The 15854-nt window shown below is 73.9% G+C and carries 16 protein-coding genes and 1 riboswitch; of the genes, 7 read left to right on the top strand and 9 right to left on the bottom strand.

The window, feature by feature from the left end:
- The first annotated feature begins 52 nt into the window (after window positions 1-52).
- A riboswitch (SAM riboswitch) is annotated at window positions 53-164 on the top strand.
- Between the two features lie 16 nt (window positions 165-180).
- Both thrC and BMY04_RS19765 read left to right on the top strand, forming a co-directional pair.
- A complete protein-coding gene (gene thrC, locus BMY04_RS19770) occupies window positions 181-1467 on the top strand; it encodes a threonine synthase (protein WP_091185611.1) in 1287 nt (428 codons plus the stop codon).
- Window positions 1464-1739, top strand: a complete 276-nt coding sequence (locus BMY04_RS19765) for a ubiquitin-like small modifier protein 1 (RefSeq protein ID WP_091185608.1) — start codon at window positions 1464-1466, stop codon at window positions 1737-1739. Before thrC ends, BMY04_RS19765 begins: the two co-directional genes overlap by 4 nt.
- Window positions 1740-1800: 61 nt before the next feature.
- Here BMY04_RS19765 and BMY04_RS19760 read toward each other — a convergent pair whose 3' ends face one another.
- Entirely contained in the window at window positions 1801-2715 is a 915-nt protein-coding gene (locus BMY04_RS19760) for a GRP family sugar transporter (protein WP_091185605.1), read from the bottom strand.
- A 128-nt stretch (window positions 2716-2843) separates the two neighbouring features.
- On the opposite strand from BMY04_RS19760, the gene BMY04_RS19755 reads away from it, so the two are divergent.
- Window positions 2844-3962 carry an ROK family protein gene (locus BMY04_RS19755; protein WP_091185600.1) on the top strand — a complete coding sequence of 373 codons (1119 nt, stop codon included), beginning with the start codon at window positions 2844-2846 and terminating at the stop codon, window positions 3960-3962.
- Between the two features lie 12 nt (window positions 3963-3974).
- Here BMY04_RS19755 and BMY04_RS19750 read toward each other — a convergent pair whose 3' ends face one another.
- Genes BMY04_RS19750 through BMY04_RS23590 form a run of 3 tightly spaced genes read right to left on the bottom strand, consistent with a single transcriptional unit; the run spans window position 3975 to window position 5506 of the window.
- A complete protein-coding gene (locus BMY04_RS19750; protein ID WP_091185596.1) occupies window positions 3975-4769 on the bottom strand; it encodes an oxygenase MpaB family protein in 795 nt (264 codons plus the stop codon).
- Between the two features lie 41 nt (window positions 4770-4810).
- Complete coding sequence (locus BMY04_RS19745) at window positions 4811-5311, bottom strand: pyridoxamine 5'-phosphate oxidase family protein (RefSeq protein WP_091185593.1); 501 nt, start codon at window positions 5309-5311, stop codon at window positions 4811-4813.
- A gap of 60 nt (window positions 5312-5371) precedes the next feature.
- On the bottom strand, window positions 5372-5506 hold the full coding sequence (locus tag BMY04_RS23590) for a hypothetical protein (RefSeq protein WP_269766239.1): 135 nt from the start codon (window positions 5504-5506) through the stop codon (window positions 5372-5374).
- 9 nt (window positions 5507-5515) lie between these two features.
- Here BMY04_RS23590 and BMY04_RS19740 point away from each other — a divergent pair, with 9 nt between their 5' ends.
- Window positions 5516-7570, top strand: a complete 2055-nt coding sequence (locus BMY04_RS19740; RefSeq protein ID WP_091185589.1) for a RecQ family ATP-dependent DNA helicase — start codon at window positions 5516-5518, stop codon at window positions 7568-7570.
- Between the two features lie 151 nt (window positions 7571-7721).
- Here BMY04_RS19740 and BMY04_RS19735 read toward each other — a convergent pair whose 3' ends face one another.
- Complete coding sequence (locus BMY04_RS19735) at window positions 7722-9197, bottom strand: glucose-6-phosphate dehydrogenase (RefSeq protein WP_198410293.1); 1476 nt, start codon at window positions 9195-9197, stop codon at window positions 7722-7724.
- Between the two features lie 84 nt (window positions 9198-9281).
- Window positions 9282-10784, bottom strand: coding sequence for an MFS transporter (locus BMY04_RS19730; RefSeq protein WP_198410292.1), 1503 nt, complete (start codon window positions 10782-10784; stop codon window positions 9282-9284).
- Window positions 10785-10817: 33 nt separating this feature from the next.
- On the opposite strand from BMY04_RS19730, the gene BMY04_RS19725 reads away from it, so the two are divergent.
- A complete protein-coding gene (locus tag BMY04_RS19725; protein WP_091185585.1) occupies window positions 10818-11261 on the top strand; it encodes a DUF1810 domain-containing protein in 444 nt (147 codons plus the stop codon).
- A gap of 6 nt (window positions 11262-11267) precedes the next feature.
- Here BMY04_RS19725 and BMY04_RS19720 read toward each other — a convergent pair whose 3' ends face one another.
- A complete protein-coding gene (locus BMY04_RS19720; protein WP_198410291.1) occupies window positions 11268-12779 on the bottom strand; it encodes an LLM class flavin-dependent oxidoreductase in 1512 nt (503 codons plus the stop codon).
- 53 nt (window positions 12780-12832) lie between these two features.
- On the opposite strand from BMY04_RS19720, the gene BMY04_RS19715 reads away from it, so the two are divergent.
- The gene (locus BMY04_RS19715) at window positions 12833-13216 is read left to right on the top strand and encodes a VOC family protein (RefSeq protein WP_091185581.1); all 384 of its coding nucleotides are present in this window, start codon (window positions 12833-12835) and stop codon (window positions 13214-13216) included.
- Window positions 13217-13461: 245 nt separating this feature from the next.
- Here the strand turns inward: BMY04_RS19715 and BMY04_RS19710 are convergent, their stop codons facing one another.
- A complete protein-coding gene (locus BMY04_RS19710; protein WP_091185577.1) occupies window positions 13462-13710 on the bottom strand; it encodes a RuvC family protein in 249 nt (82 codons plus the stop codon).
- Between the two features lie 72 nt (window positions 13711-13782).
- Between BMY04_RS19710 and BMY04_RS19705 the strand changes: the two genes are divergently transcribed.
- The gene (locus BMY04_RS19705; protein WP_091185574.1) at window positions 13783-14583 is read left to right on the top strand and encodes an HAD-IIA family hydrolase; all 801 of its coding nucleotides are present in this window, start codon (window positions 13783-13785) and stop codon (window positions 14581-14583) included.
- On the opposite strand, the gene BMY04_RS19700 is transcribed toward BMY04_RS19705, so the two are convergent.
- Complete coding sequence (locus tag BMY04_RS19700; protein ID WP_091185569.1) at window positions 14508-15821, bottom strand: MFS transporter; 1314 nt, start codon at window positions 15819-15821, stop codon at window positions 14508-14510. The two genes, BMY04_RS19705 and BMY04_RS19700, sit on opposite strands and share 76 nt — an antisense overlap.
- Window positions 15822-15854 lie beyond the last annotated feature (33 nt).

Raw genomic sequence — 15854 nt, 5'->3', positions numbered from 1 at the left:
ACCATCTGGACCTCGGGTAGGGATCTCCGTCGAGCCTGCCTAGAGTTGTCCCCGTTCATCCAGAGGGGACGAGGGACCGGCCCGACGACTCCCCGGCAACCGGCTGACAGCCAGACACGGTGCCACTTCCGGCTCGGGCGACCGTCGCCCGGGACAGATGATGCGTGAGGACGAATCGTCATGACCGCGGTGCTCGACACCCAGGTTCCCCCGCCCGCCGGCGTCCGCGACGGAGCCTTCGGCAACGCCACCCACCTCGTGTGCCGCGCCTGCGGGGAGAAGTCCCCGCTCGGCCCGTTCTACGCCTGCATGGAGTGTTTCGGCCCGCTGGAGGTCGGCTACGACTTCCCGCGGGTCACCCGTGAGCAGATCGAGTCCGGGCCCAAGAGCATCTGGCGCTACGCGCCGCTGCTGCCGGTGCCGGCCGACATCGCCACGTTCCGCTCGACCGACCCGGGCTTCACCCGGCTCGTCGACGCCGGCAACCTCGCCGCCGACCTCGGCGTCCGCAAGCTGTGGGTGAAGGACGACTCGGGCAACCCGACGCACTCCTTCAAGGACCGCGTCGTCGCCGTCGCGCTGTCCGCGGCCCGCGAGCTCGGCCTGAACGTCCTCGCCTGCCCCTCGACGGGCAACCTCGCCAACGCCGTCGCCGCCGCGGCCGCGCGGGCCGGCATCCGCTCGGTGGTGATGGTCCCGTCGAACCTCGAGCAGCAGAAGATCATCGCCTCGGCCGTCTACGACACGACCTTGATCGCGATCGACGGCAACTACGACGACGTGAACAAGCTCGCGAGCGAGATCGCCGGCGAGGAGGAGGGCTGGGCGTTCGTCAACGTCAACGTCCGCCCCTACTACGCCGAGGGCTCCAAGACGCTGGCCTTCGAGATCGCCGAGCAGCTCGGCTGGCGCCTGCCCGACCAGGTCGTCGTGCCCGTCGCGTCCGGCTCGCAGCTGACCAAGATCGACAAGGGCTTCTCCGAGCTGATCAAGCTCGGGCTGGTCGAGGACAAGCCGGTCAAGATCTTCGGCGCCCAGGCCACCGGCTGCTCCCCGATCGTGCAGGCGTACGAGGCCGGCCACGACGTCGTCGCCCCGGTGCGGCCGAACACCATCGCGAAGTCGCTGGCCATCGGCAACCCGGCGGACGGCCCGTACGTGCTCGACGTCGTGCGCCGCACCGGCGGGCGCATCGCCGACGTCGACGACGAGACCGTGGTGCGCAACATCGTGCGGCTCGCCCGGAACGAGGGCATCTTCGCCGAGACCGCCGGCGGCGTCACCCTGGGCGTCACGGCCCGGCTGCTCGCCGAGGGCGACCTCGACCCGGACGCGGAGACCGTCTTCATCAACTCCGGCGACGGGCTCAAGACGCTCGACGCCGTCGCGTCCCACGTCGGCCCCAAGACGACGATCCCGCCGCGCTACGAGGCGTTCACCGACTTCTGGAGGAGCTACACCGCATGAGCGCCCACGTCCGCATCCCCACCATCCTGCGCACCTACACCGGCGGGCAGAACGAGGTCGAGGCCAGCGGCCACACCGTCGGCCACGTCCTCGAGTCGCTCGACGCCGACTACCCGGGCATCAAGGGCCGGATCCTCGACGACGAGGGCAAGCTGCGCCGCTTCGTGAACGTCTACGTCGGCGACGACGACGTGCGCTTCATCGGCGGCCTCGAGGCCGAGGTCGCCGACGGCGCCAAGGTCTCGATCATCCCCGCGGTCGCCGGCGGCTAGACCACCCCGACGACCGGTCCGTACGCCGCGCGCGTGCGGCCGGTCGCCGGCGGGAGCGTGCTCACCGCATGGCGGCGATGACCCCGCCGCCGATCCCGGCGACGGCGATGCCGGCGAGCACCCGTCGGGCCTGGCTCGTGCCCGGGCGCGGGACGTGGAAGACCCAGATGCCGATGGCGGCGTTCACGGCGAGGCTGAGCTGCGCGATGGTGAAGCCCGTCCCCGTGCCGACGCGGCTGACCAGCGCGAGCAGCGTGAGATTGCCCACCCCGAAGATCACGCCGGCGCCGAGCTGGGCGGCCAGGGCGCGCGGGGCGAGCCGCACCGGTTCGCGGGCCGGGAGGGCCAGGGCCAGCGCGCCCACGAGGATGCCGAGCGCGAGCGGGAAGTTGCTCGCCTGCGCCGACGTCGCCGCCCACTGCGCCGGGATGAAGTAGCTGCCCCACAGGACGCCGGCGCCCATCGCCCAGAGCAGTCCCGACGAGAGCAGCCGGGTGCGTCGCGCGGTGCTCCCGCCCGGGGTGGCCAGGCCCTCCGGCGCCGTCGCCTGCGAGCCCGAGATCAGCAGCACGCCCAGCACCACGGCGACGAAGGCGACCCCGAGGAGAACGAAGCGCAGGACGGAGAAGCCGTCGAGCTCGCCGAACAGCAGCGCGCCCCAGACGAAGGCGCAGACGATGTTGATCGGCGTCCAGGTCCCGGCCGCTCGGGCCAGCCCGATGGTGGCCGAGGCCCGGAAGACGCAGTAGTTGCCGGCCGTCCAGACGACGCCGCCGATCATCGGCAGCCAGAACCCGCGCCACCCGAGGCTCAGGCCGGAGCCGCCGGCGACGAGCAGGGCGGCACCCGCGAAGACCACGTTGCCGACGGCGACGTAGACGAGCCGGGTCCGGTCCGGGGTGCCGGGGAGCAGCTGCGCGAGCGGGATCCAGGTGCCGAGGGCGACGACCATCACGGCCGCGAGCAGCACGCTCACGGCAGCCCCCGCCGGTGGGTCGAGGCCGCCAGCGACGGGCGTGGACGGTCGACGGGCGGACGCTCTGCGAGGCTGGGGCGAGGCACCCTCGAACAATAGACTCTTTTGACGAGTAAAAGGAGTGGGACGTGGCGACGCGCGCAGCCGACCTCCTCGGCGTGGTGCACGCACGCCCCGGGGTGACCCGGGCCGAGGCGACCCGGGTCGTCGGGATGGGGACCGGGGCCGCGGCGGAGGTGGTCGCGCGGCTCGTGCACGACCGCCTGCTGGGTGAGACGCCCGCCCCGCCCAGCGGCTCGCGCGGCCGGCCGACGACCCTGCTCGCCGCGCACCCCCAGGGACCGCTCGTGCTCGCCGCCGAGATCACGCACGCGGCCTGGCGGGTCCGGGCGGTCGAGCTCGGCGGCGGGGTGCTGGCCGCCGAGCAGGGTGAGCACGGCAGCACGACGTGGGAGTCGGTCCGCGCCGAGGTGGCGGCCGCAGCCCAGGCGCTGCGCCGGTCGTACGACGGACGCGTACGGGCGCTGGGCGTGGCGGTTCCCGGCCCGGTGTCGGCCGCTCTGCGGGCCGACGCCGTGTCCCTCGGCTGGCGCGACGTGGACCTGCGCCGTCTCTGGCCCGAGGCGCCGGTCCTCGTCGCGGGCAACGACGCCACGCTGGCCGCCGCGGCGGAGTCGCGCCGTGGGGCCGCGGCCGACGCGTCCGTCGTGCTCCACCTCCGCGTCGAGGCCGGGCTCGGCGGAGCCGTCGTCGACCACGGTGTCCCGCTGAGCGGGGCGACCGGGGCCGCGGGGGAGTTCGGGCACATGCCGTTCGGCGACCCGGCCGTCGCCTGCCCGTGCGGGGCCGCAGGCTGCTGGGGGACCGCCGTCGACGGGACGGCGCTGGCCCGGCTCCTGGGGCGTACGGCGCCGCGCGACCACGTCGCGTACGCGCGCCGGTTGATCCGCGGAGCGGTGCCCGGGTCGCCGGAGCGCGACGCCGTCGAGGCTGTGGCCGCCGCCCTCGGGCGGGGCACCGCCGGGCTGGTCAACGGGATCGACGCCGACGTCGTCACCCTCGCCGGGCTCGGCGTGGACCTGCTCGACGCGGCGCCCCGCGAGCTCGGGGCCGCGTACCGGGCCGGGCTCATGGCCTACCGGCGGCAGAGCCCGCCGCCCCTCGTGCCGGCCGCCCTCGGGGAGGACGGTCCGGTCGTCGGAGCCGCCGATCAGGCGTGGGCGAGCCTCGTGTCGACGCTGGCCTGACCGCGTGCGTGCCTACGCGGCCTGCGGCTCCCGGGTGCGACGGAGCGCCTTGCCGTACGCGGGGTTGCCCGCGATGACGAGCGGGAGGGTTCCGAGGACTCGGCGCAGGGCGAAGCCGTTGAGCGTGGCGAGGACGTCACCCGCCGGGAGCCCGGGCAGGCCGTAGAGGCGGCGGGCCCACGGCGGGAGCATCGCGACGCCGAGCGTGACCATGCCGGCCCACGCCGGGCGCGCGGGCGTGGCCACCCGGACCCAGCGCGGCATCTGCGGCCGCATGAACCGCAGGGTGTTGCGGCGCGCCACCTCGGTCACGTGCAGCTGCGGGCGCACGTCGGCGTAGTAGTCCTCGACGTCGGCCTCGCTGCGCGGCACCGTCGCCGGGTCGATCCCGACGAGGCGGGCGCTGTCGCGCATCTCGTCGACGTAGCGGTCGCCGTCACCGGGTCGCAGGAAGCCGCCGCAGCGGCGGTACGTCGACAGGAAGGACTCGACCTCGGTCACGTGGACCCAGGTCAGCAGGGCGGGGTCGTCGACCTTGTAGGCCAGCCCGGTCTCCGGCTCGACGCCGGGCGGCAGGGCGGCGTGCACCGAACGGAGGATCTTGCCCGCCCGCTCGGCCTCGCGGGTGGTCCCGAAGGTCACCGTGCCGACCCAGTCGCCGGTCCGCTGCAGCCGGCCCCACATGTCCTCGAACCAGACCGTGTTGTCGTCGAAGCCGGCCATCACCAGCGGGTGCACGGCCTGGAGCGACAGCGCGCGAAAGCCCGCCAGCGCCATCGACTGGTCGCCGTGGATGCGCCAGGTCACCGAGTCCGGGCCGAAGAGGCCGGGGTCGGCGGCGTCGGTGCTCAGCTCGACGCCCCGAGGTCGACCTTCTCGTTCTCGCCGCCCGAGTAGCGCTCGCCGGTCACCTTGGCCTTGACCAGGCTGAGGACCGTGGCGACCCGGCCGCCGGGCGTGTCCCAGTACTCGGCCGTCTCCCCGGTGACCTTGATCAGGACGATGGAGTCGTCCTCGGGACCCTGCGGGAACCAGGCCTCCATGCCGGCGGACCAGAGGTTCTTCGCCTGCTGCGCGTCGTCGACCACCTCCGCGGAGCCGTTGATCGAGACCCAGCTGTTCGTGGAGGCGAGCGTCACCGCGACGTGCGGGTTGGCCCGGACGTGCTCGACCTTGCGCGAGTCGCGCGAGGAGAAGAACCACAGGTCGCCGTCGCCCTCGACCTCCTGGTGCTGCATCGGGCGGCTGACGAGCTCGCCGTCGGCGTCGACGGTGGTGAGCATGGCGAACTTGATGTCGGAGGCGAGGTCGGCGACCTTGGCCGGCCCGGGGGTCTCGTGGGAGGTCACGAGGATTGTTTGCCCGTGAAGCCGTCGGCGGACGCCCCGGATGCCCGATTCACGGTCGTTTCACAGGTGCGCACGCATCGGGTCGGCCACTTCGGCCACCTCGGCCGTGCCGGTCGTCCACAGGCCGAGCTCGGGCGGCGGCGACCTGTCCACAACGTCCGCGAGGACCGGCACGTCGGCGTCCCGCCCGAGCACAGTGACAGCATGAGCACGATGACCAGCTCCGCAGCCGCCACCGTCCTCGAGCGCGTGATCGCGTCGATGGCCGGCCCCGACGCCCGACCCCGGCCCGACCAGGTGCGCGCGGTGGAGGAGCTGGTCGAGCGGCACCGCCGGGTGCTCGTCGTGCAGGCGACGGGCTGGGGCAAGTCCGCCGTCTACTGGGCGGCGACGGCTGCGCTGCGCGCCCAGGGCGCCGGACCGACGCTGGTGGTTTCCCCGCTGCTGGCGTTGATGCGCGACCAGATCGCCGCGGCCGAGCGGGCCGGTCTCAAGGCGGCGACGATCAACTCGACCAACCTCGACGCCTGGTCGCAGGTCCTCGCCGACGTGCGCGCGGGGACGGTCGACGTCCTGCTGATCTCCCCGGAGCGGCTGGCCAACCCGGCCTTCGCCGCCCAGCTGCCCGACCTGCTCAGCACGGTCGGGCTGCTGGTCATCGACGAGGCGCACTGCGTCTCGGACTGGGGCTTCGACTTCCGGCCCGACTACCAGCGCCTCACCCGCAGCATGCTCGGCCTCGCGCCCGGCACGCCCGTGCTGGCGACGACCGCGACCGCCAACGAGCGCGTGACCGCCGACGTCGCCACCCAGCTCGGCGACGACACCGTCACGCTGCGCGGCTCCCTCGCCCGGGCCTCGCTGACGCTGGCCGTGGTGCCGACCATGTCGGTGCTCGAGCGCTACGCCTGGGTGGCGGAGGCGCTGCGCTCGATGCCGGGCTCCGGGATCGTCTACGTGCTGACCGTGGCCGAGACCCAGCGCGTGACGGCGTTCCTCACCGAGCAGGGCCTGGACGTGGCGGCGTACTCGGGCCAGAGCGACAACCGCGAGGAGCTCGAGGACCGGCTGCGCGACAACCAGGTCAAGGCGCTCGTGGCGACCTCCGCGCTGGGCATGGGCTACGACAAGCCCGACCTCGCCTTCTGCATCCACCTCGGGTCGCCGAGCTCGCCGGTGGCGTACTACCAGCAGGTCGGTCGCGCCGGCCGGGCGCTCGACGACGCGGTCGCGGTGCTCGTGCCCGCCGAGTCCGACGAGCGGATCTGGGACTACTTCGCGACGGCCGGCATCCCGGACGAGCAGCAGGTCGAGCGGGTCCTCGACGTGCTCAACGCCGAACCGCAGTCGCTGCCGACCATCGAGGCCGCGACGGGCATGCGCCGCGGGCGCCTCGAGGGGCTGCTGAAGATCCTCGCCGTCGACGAGGCGGTCGAGCGGCGTGCGGGCGGCTGGGTCGCGACGGGCCGTCCCTGGTACTACGACGACGCGAAGTGGACCGCGCTGCGCCAGGTGCGTGCGGCGGAGGCCGACCTGATGCGCTCGTACGCGCACGGCGAGGGCTGCCTGATGCAGTTCCTGCAGCAGGCCCTGGACGACCCGGACCCGCACCGCTGCGGCCGCTGCTCGGTCTGCACCGGCCGCCTGCCCGCGCCTGGTGCGCGGCCGTCGCAGGAGACGATCGAGGGGGCCCAGGCCTTCTTCCGCGGCCAGGACGTCGTCGTGGAGGCCCGCAAGCTGTGGCCGAGCGGGGTCGAGCGCAAGGGCCGCATCGGCTTCCTCGAGCCCGGGCGCGCGCTCGCCTTCGCCGACGACCCGGCGTGGAGCGCCGAGCTGGCGCGGCTGTGGCAGGGCGACCAGCCGGCCCCGCCCGTCGTCCTCGACGGGTGCGTGGAGGTGCTGCGGCGCTGGTCGCGGACCTGGCAGCGGCCGGTCGCCGTGGTCCCGATGCCGTCGCGACGGTTCCCGCAGCTGGTGCGCTCGGTGGCCGAGCACCTCGCCCGGGTCGGCCGGCTGCCGCTCGTGGACGCGCTCGAGGTGGGTGGGCCGCCGCCGAGCGCCGACTCCAGCTCGGCCACGCGGGTGCGCGACCTGCTGGTCCGGACGCGGCTGCGGCCGCCGGAGGTCCGCTTCGACGGCCCGGTGCTGCTGGTGGACGACACCATCCGCAGCCGCTGGACCCTGACCGTCGCGGGCGCGCTGCTCGCCGACGCCGGGGCGACCACCGTCCTCCCGCTGGCCCTGCACCAGCTGCCCTGAGGCCGGGTGCCGGCGCCCGTGCCGGGACGCAGGAACCGCCGGCGCGGGCGCCGCGAGCGGGAGGCTCGGAGCGTACGCGGCCGGCGGTCCGGGGCGGGACGGGAGCTGTGGTTCCAGGCTCCGCGGGGTTCTGCGGGGGTCGTGCGGGCGGTCAGCCGATGGAGGGGCTGACCTTGTGCTCGATGAGCCAGCCGACGCCGTTGGTCAGGTCCTCGGCGGCCTGCGGGCCCCACGAGCCGTCGTCGTAGAGCTCGATCTTCGGACGCGCATCGGTGAGCATCGGCTGGAAGGCCTCGAACGCCGACTGCAGGCCCGCCGAGCTGGTGAAGAGCATCCGGTTGCCCGAGAGGACGTCGTGGATCAGCGAGGTGTAGGGAGCCATGGCGCCCTCGGCCACGTTCTGCAGCATGAGCGACGTGGCGCTGGCCGCCGGCACGGCGTCCGGACCCGGCTTCTTGACCGTGAGCTGGACGTCGATCGCGCCGTTGCCCTTGAGGTCGAACACGATCGCGTTCGCGTTCGCCGGCACGTGCTTGAGCGGCCCGTCCGCCGGCTTGAGGATGAGGCTGACCCGCTGGGCGCTCGTCGCCAGCATCTTGCCGGTGCGCAGCAGGAAGGGCACGCCCTGCCAGCGGTCGGTGTCGACCCAGAGGCGGGCCGCGACGAAGGTCTCGGTCTGCGAGTCGTCGGGGACGCCCTCGATGTCGGTGTAGCTGCGGTACTGCCCGAGCACGACCTCGTCGGGCGACAGCGGGCGGAAGGCCGCGATGACGGACTCGCGCGCGTTCTGCACGTCCTCGTCGGCCATGCTGATCGGCGGCTCGAGGGCCACCTCGGCCGCCACCTGGAAGAGGTGCGTGACCAGCATGTCGAGCATCGCGCCGGTGGCGTCGTAGAAGTCGGCGCGGTCGGAGACGTCGAGCGTCTCGGGGACGTCGATCTGGACCTGGGCGATGCTGTCGCGGCACCACACGTCGCCGAACAGGCGGTTGGCGAAGCGGGTCAGGTAGAGGTTCTGCGTCGCCTCCTTCCCGAGGAAGTGGTCGATGCGGTAGACCTGCTCCTCCTCGAAGACGGAGTGCACCAGGTCGTCGAGCTCGTGGAAGCTCTGCAGCGACTCGCCGTACGGCTTCTCGTACACGGCCTTGGCGTTCTTGGCCAGGTCGTGGGCCTTGACCGCCTTGGTGGTCGCCTCGAACGCCTGCGGCGGGATCGCCATGTAGTGGATGAGCGCGACGTCCGTGCCGAGCTCGTCCTCGGCCTCCTTGATCACGTCGAGCAGGCTGCCCGGGTTGTCCTCACGGAAGCCGCCGCCCGCGAACTTCACGTTCTTGGCGAACTCCGCGTACTGCTCCTCGTCCGGCGCGTCCGCGAACTCGGTCAGCACGTCGTGGATGTGCTGCTGGAAGTTCTCGTGCGACACGTCGCCGCGGCCGTTGCCGATCAGCCGGAACTGCTTGGGCAGCAGCCCGCGCGTGTACAGCTCGTAGATGGCCGGCAGCACCATGCGCTTCGCCAGGTCACCAGTGCCGCCGTAGAGGATGATCGCGGTGGGCTCGTCGATGGGGTCGGGCTGCTGGTCCTGCTCGTCCTGGGCGGACTCGGACACGTCGGGCGTGGAGGTCACGCCTCAGTCTCCACCGTGGCGCAGACGCGCCGGTGGGAGACCCCGTGGTCGAGACGGCCGTCCAGCGGATCGGGCCGGCGACGTTCAGGCGGCGTGCCGGGGAGCCGGCTCCTCGGCCGCGTGCTGCGGCTCGGGACTGCGCTGGTGGCTGGTCCGGCGCAGCAGGTCCGCGACGGCGAAGAGCAGGGCCACGCCCACTGCGGCGACCGTCGTGCGCAGGGCCACCGACAACGCCTCGGCGTAGTCGCCGCGGGTGCTGCCGAGGGTCGCGAAGAACTGCGCGAGGATCACCGCCACGCCGATCGCGGACCCCACGCGCTGCGCGGTCTGCAGCATCCCGCCGCCCGACCCCGCCTCGGCCGGGTCGACCTCGGCGAGGGTGAGCGTGACGTTCGGGGTCACGACGAAGCCGCCGCCCAGGCCGGCGACGAGGAACGCGGGGGCGAGCTTGAGCCCGACCATGCCCGACAGGTGCGGGACGAGCAGGTCGATGGCGAGCAGCCCGCCGCCGACCACGACGAGGCCGCAGACGGCGAGCCAGCGCCCGAAGCGCTCGACGAGACGCCCGCTGACGAGGGCCGAGACGGCTGCGCCGACGGCGAAGGGCGTCGTCGTGAGCCCGGCCTGCAGGGCGCTGTAGTGCAGGCCGACCTGGAGGTAGAGCGTCACGATCAGGAAGATCGCGGTGAACCCGGCGAAGTAGAAGGTGCCGAGGCTCAGGCCGAAGATGTACGCGGGGACCTTGAGCAGGCGCAGGTTGATCAGCGTCTCCTTGCCGCGGCGGCCCCACGAGCGCTCCCACAGCAGGAAGGCGACGCCGAGCGCGACCGCGACGCCGAGCAGCCACCACGGCCGGCTCGACAGCGGGGCGCCCTGGGTGCCCTCGACCAGCGGCCACAGCACGAGCAGCACGGCCGCGGCGAACAGCGCCACGCCGACGGGGTCGAGGCTCTGGCCCCGCTTGGCCGGGGCGTCCGCCGGCAGGAGCTTGCGGGCGACGAGGATGACGGCGATGCCGATCGGCACGTTGACGAAGAAGACGAGCCGCCAGCCGAAGGACTCCCCGCCCAGGGCGACCAGCAGGCCGCCGAGCAGCGGCCCCGCTGCCGTGGAGAGCCCGATCGTCGCGCCGAAGATCGAGAAGGCCTTGGCCCGGTCCCGCCCGCGGAAGAGGTTCTGGATGAAGCCCGACACCTGCGGGGTGATGATGCCGCCCCCGACGCCCTGGATCACGCGGGCGACGGAGATGAGGGTGGGGTTCGGGGCCAGACCGGCCGCGGCGCTGGCCAGCGTGAAGAGGGCCACGCCGATCATGAAGACGCTGCGGCGGCTGCGGGCGTCACCCAGCCGGCCCATCGGCACGAGCACCACGCCGAAGGCCAGCGAGTAGCCGGCCACGATCCACTGGATGTCGCTGTCGTCGGCCTGCAGGCCCTCCCGTAGCGTCGGCAGGGCGACGTTGACGATGCTCACGTCGAGCAGGGTCATGGCGCCGGCCGCCATCACGACGGCGAGGGCACGCCACCGCGAGGGGTCGGGCGGCGCCTGGTCGGCGCGTGCGGGATCGGCTGCGGGCGCGGTGGTCACGTCACGGTTGTACCCAGAAGCGGGAGGTCGCGGATGCAGAGCCCGGATATCCACCGGTTCGTCGACGCGCAGGACGCGGGCGGCACGTACGACGCCGCCCTGCGCGAGCTGCGGGCGGGGCGCAAGACGTCGCACTGGATGTGGTTCGTGTTCCCCCAGCTGGCCGGGCTCGGGCGCAGCAGCATGGCCCAGGCGTACGCGCTCGGCTCGCTCGACGAGGCCCGCGCCTACCTGGCGCACCCGGTGCTCGGGCCGCGCCTGCGCGCGTGCGTCGCCGCGGTGCTCGAGCGTCCCGACCGCAGCGCCGAGGAGATCTTCGGCGGCATCGACGCCCTCAAGCTGCGCTCGTCGATGACGCTCTTCACGCGGGCCGCTCCCGACGAGCCGGCGTTCGCCCAGGTGCTCGACACCTTCTACGGCGGGCAGGCCGACGAGCAGACCGACCGGCTGCTCGGGACCGGCGGCAGTGCCGGCTAGGGCCGGCTAGAGGCGGGCCAGCACGGGCTCGAGCCGGGCGAGGTCGTCGGCGTCGACGAGGTCCGGCAGGGCCACGTACACGGTGCCGACCTCCTGCTCGGCCAGGCCGGCGTAGCGCGCGGCGTGGTCGGCCGCCGTGCCCGCGTGGTGCTGCCGGGCGAAGGCGGTCGCCGGGATGCGGCCTCGCAGCCGTTCCACCCGTCGGGCCACGTCCTCCCGGTCGGTGCCGAGCACGGGCACGTCGAGCACGGTGACCTCGACGTCGTCCGGGTCGCGCCCGAGCTCGGCGCAGTGCCCGCGGAGCACCGCGCGGCGCCGGGCGAGGCGGGCCTCGTCGGAGCTGGGCAGGTTCCACGCGTCGGCCTGCTCGGCGACGACGCGCAGCAGCCGGTCGCCGGAACCGCCCACGACGACCGGGACCCGGCCGACCGGACGTGGGTAGCAGGTCGTCTCCGGCAGGTGCACGTGGCGGCCGGCGTACGCCCTGGTCCCCGGCGCCCACAGCGCGCGGAGCGTCTCGATGGTCGCCTGCAGCTGGGCGATCCGGACCGGGGGCGAGGGCAGGTCGAGCCCGAACGTCTGGTGCTCCCGCAGCCACCACCCCGCACCGAGCCCGCAGAACGCACGCCCGCCGCTGAGCACGTCGAGGGTCGCGACGGCTTTGGCGAGGATGCCGGGGGAGCGGAACGTGACGGGGGAGACCAACGTGCCGAGGCGGAGCCGGGTCTCCAGGCCGGCGAGCAGCCCGAGTGCGACGTACGGCTCGGGGATCGGTTCCCACGCGCGGTCGACCTGGGGGATCTGCACGAGGTGGTCCATCAGGGCGATGCCGTCGAGCCCGATCGCGTCGGCGGCCCGGGCCAGGTCGGTGAGCCAGCGCGTCGGGTCGCCGACGCCCTCGCCCCACGGGAACCGGGACACCTGGAGCACGACGCGGGGACCGGCGTGCCGGGGCGGCGGCTCGACGGACCCCGTGTCCGCCGCAGCTGCGGGAGCGACGGGGTCGGCGAACTGCTCGACCACGACGACGGCGTCCCAGCGCTCGGCCTCGTCCTGCTCGGGCGCCCACCGCTCGGGGTCGTGGCTCTCGACGAGCGCGCGGACCCGGCGGAGCTGTTCGGTGAGGACCCGGGCGGGGACCGGGCGGTCGCGCGCACCGTTCCGGGCGCGGCACAGGGCCGGCGCCGTGTCGAGCACGACGAGCACGGCCGGGAGGTCGTGGCTGCGCGCGAGGGCCAGGTGGTGGGCGCGTCGCTTCGGGTCGAGCCCGAGCGTGTCCACCACGACGGTCAGCCCCCGCCGCAGCCGGGCGGCGACGATCTGGTCGAGGAGCGCGAAGGCGTCGTCGCTGGCGTCGAGGTCGTACGGGCCGCTGCCCACCGCTGCGCGCAGGGCGTCGGAGGAGGCGACCTCGCCGGTCAGGTACCGCTGCGCGGCCCAGGTGGACTTGCCCGACCCGGCCGCGCCGGCCAGGACGACCAGCGCCGGTCCGGGCCACACCGGCGTCGTGTCCTCCACGTCTGCGAGTCTGGCAGCATCGCCGGAGCGAGGATCGGGACGAGGAGGGCCAGATGGCGGACGAGCGGCCCGGGCTGCACCTGCGAGGCGTCGTGCTGGACACGCCGGACCCGGTGGCGCTGGCGGCCTTCTACGCGCGGCTGCTCGGCTGGACGTACCGGTCGGAGGCGCCGGAGTGGGTGGTCCTCCGCAACCCGGAGGGTGGGGTGGGTTTGCACTTCCAGCGCGAGGAGCGCTACGTGCCGCCCGTGTGGCCGGCCCAACCGGGGGACGTCGCGATGATGGCCCACCTCGACGTCGAGGTCGACGACCTCGAGGCCGCCGTGACCTGGGCCCAGGAGCGCGGAGCGCGGGTGGCCGAGTTCCAGCCGCAGGAGCACGTGCGCGTCTGCCTCGACCCCGACGGGCACCCGTTCTGCCTGTACGTGGAGGAGTAGAGCGCCGGACGCTCCAAGCCCTTCGACAGGCTCAGGGGGCGTAGCCGAGGTCGTGTTGGAACGTGAGGACGCTCCCTGAGCCTGTCGAAGGGCCTCGAAGAGGTCGGCGTCCTGGCTCCGGCTGAAAAGCGGCACCCAACCCGTTCCGGGCCCTTCGACAGGCTCAGGGAGCGTCTGCCGTGCGGGAGCTCAGGAACGCCAAGGGCGTGGGCGCCACCCGACAGGCTCGGGAGGCGTACCCGCGGTCAGCGGGGGAAGTCCTCCACGTGCACGGTCTTGACCGTGCCCTTCTCGAGGTAGCGGACCGTGAGGCCGTCGCTGCCGGCGGTGCTCGAGCCCGGGTCGATGCCGCTCGCAGTCGGGGCGCTCGAGGGTGCTGCCGGGGTCGGTTCCGGCGCGGACGGAGAGGAGGGTTCGCTGCACCCGGCCAGCGCGAACGCCACGACGGCGAGGGCCGGGAGGCCGAGCCGGAGGGGGCGGAGGAGGGTGCGCATGTCTCCCCCAGCGTACGGAGGCTCCGCAAGACCCCGCAGCCGCTCGCGGAACCGTGCTGCCAGCCTGGACGCATGACCGAACGCCACCACGTCTCCTGCTGGCTGACCGACATGGACGGCGTGCTCGTCCACGAGGAGCAGGCGCTGCCGGGTGCGGCGGACTTCATCGCGGCGCTGCAGGAGAACGACCTGCGCTTCCTGGTGCTGACGAACAACTCGATCTACACCGCGCGGGACCTGCGGGCCCGGCTGCTGCGCAGCGGCATCGACCTGCCGGAGGAGTCGATCTGGACGTCGGCGCTGGCGACGGCGCAGTTCCTGGGCGAGCAGATGCCGGGCGGGTCGGCGTACGTGATCGGCGAGGCCGGGCTGACGTCGGCGCTGCACGAGGTCGGCTTCGTGATGACCGAGCGCGACCCCGACTACGTGGTGCTGGGGGAGACGCGGACCTACTCGTTCGAGGCGATCACCCGGGCGATCCGGCTCATCGAGAAGGGCGCGCGGTTCATCGCGACGAACCCGGACGTGACGGGCCCGTCGCCGGAGGGTTCGCTCCCGGCGACCGGCTCGGTGGCGGCCATGATCCGGCAGGCGACGGGGATCAAGCCCTACTTCGTCGGCAAGCCCAACCCGCTGATGATGCGTTCGGCGCTGAACCGCATCGAGGGCCACTCCGAGACGACGGTGATGATCGGGGACCGGATGGACACCGACGTGATCGCCGGCATGGAGGCGGGCCTGCGCACGGTGCTCGTGCTCACCGGCTCGACCCGGCGCAGCCAGATCGAGACGTTCCCCTACCGCCCGACGCGGGTGGAGGACTCGATCGCCGACGTGGTGCCGCTGGTCTCGGAGCTCGCGCCCAAGGGCTGACCCGAGGGCTGACCCGAGGTCTGACCCGTGGTCTGACCCGAGGGCTGGGCCTCGGCGGCCGTGTGCCCGCGCCCGACGAAGCCGAGCTGGAAGGCCACGAGCGCCAGCGCCGTGGCCGCCGCCCCGGCGAGGGGCAGCTCGACCGCTCCGCCACCGGCCAGCGCCGCGGCGCCGAGCAGCGGGGCGCAGGCGATGCCGACGTACATGGCGGTCGAGTACCAGCCGAGGGTGAGGCCGGCGGTCGCCGGGTCGATCCCGACGAGGCGGTGCTGGAGCGGGACGACGGCCGCGAAGGCGACGACGCCCCACACCGCGAACAGCACGGCGAGGGCCACGAAGGAGCGCTCCTCGAGCGCGAGCAGCACGAACACCGCGACCAGCGCGCCGGTGGCGACCGCCGAGGTCGGCCGGTTGCCGAAGCGGTCCGTGACGGGACCGGCGAGCGCGGTGCCCACCACCCCGCCGGCGCCGTAGAGGAGCAGGAGCAGCGCGAGGAGCCGGCCGTCGCCACCCGTCGCGGCGTGGCTGAGCTGGGCGCTGAAGATGTAGACGACGTTGAAGCCGGCAGTCACGAGGGCGGTGGCGGCGAGCACGAGGACCACGCGGCGGTCACGGAGCACGCCGAGCCTGCGCCCGAGGCTGACCGGCGCGCCGGCCGGCAGGTGGCCGAGGCGCAGCGCGACGCCGCCGGCGAGCAGCACGGCCAGCCCCGCGAGCGCGAGCATCGTGACGCGCCACCCCACGGCGGCGGCCAGGGCGGTGCCCGCCGGGGAGCCGATCGCCGAGGCCAGCGTGAAGCCGAGGCCGGTCACGGCGAGGGCGAGACCCCGCCGCTCGGGCGGGAGCAGGGTCGGGGCGGCCGCCGTGGCGGTCGGAACCAGCGCGGCGCCGCCGAGCGCGGCCAGGACCCGGCCGGCGACGAACACGGTCAGCCCCGGGGCGAAGGCGGCCACCACGGTGCCCGCGGCGACGAGCAGCAGCCCGACCGCGATCAGGGCGGTGCGCGGCGCGCGGGGGAGGAGGACCCCGACCAGCGGGGACGCGACGGCGACCACCGCCGCGTACCAGGTGATCGACGACGCGACGGCGGGCTGCGTCGTGCCGAGGTCGCCGGCGATGGCCGGCAGCACGCCCGCGATCACGAACGCGTTGGTGCCCACCACGAACAGCCCGCCGGCCAGCAGCGCGAGGCGTGCGGCCGTCCGGACCCGTCCGTACGATGGTTCGATCGTCGTCATACCGATGACGCTACCAGATAGTTCGATGGACGT

The organism is Microlunatus flavus (assembly GCF_900110855.1).
In the GTDB taxonomy this organism is placed as follows: domain Bacteria; phylum Actinomycetota; class Actinomycetes; order Propionibacteriales; family Propionibacteriaceae; genus Microlunatus; species Microlunatus flavus.
Note: the sequence above shows the minus strand (reverse complement) of the source record. Positions and strands in the feature narration are given on the sequence as shown.

Bases quoted from the DNA above. Each gene is read 5' to 3' on its own strand.
- BMY04_RS19710 (WP_091185577.1), bottom strand. From the start codon at position 13,710: ATGCGCACCCTCCTCCGCCCCCTCCGGCTCGGCCTCCCGGCCCTCGCC.
- thrC (WP_091185611.1), top strand. From the start codon at position 181: ATGACCGCGGTGCTCGACACCCAGGTTCCCCCGCCCGCCGGCGTCCGC.
- BMY04_RS19705 (WP_091185574.1), top strand. From the start codon at position 13,783: ATGACCGAACGCCACCACGTCTCCTGCTGGCTGACCGACATGGACGGC.
- BMY04_RS19740 (WP_091185589.1), top strand. From the start codon at position 5,516: ATGAGCACGATGACCAGCTCCGCAGCCGCCACCGTCCTCGAGCGCGTG.
- BMY04_RS19700 (WP_091185569.1), bottom strand. From the start codon at position 15,821: ATGACGACGATCGAACCATCGTACGGACGGGTCCGGACGGCCGCACGC.
- BMY04_RS19715 (WP_091185581.1), top strand. From the start codon at position 12,833: ATGGCGGACGAGCGGCCCGGGCTGCACCTGCGAGGCGTCGTGCTGGAC.
- BMY04_RS19765 (WP_091185608.1), top strand. From the start codon at position 1,464: ATGAGCGCCCACGTCCGCATCCCCACCATCCTGCGCACCTACACCGGC.
- BMY04_RS19725 (WP_091185585.1), top strand. From the start codon at position 10,818: ATGCAGAGCCCGGATATCCACCGGTTCGTCGACGCGCAGGACGCGGGC.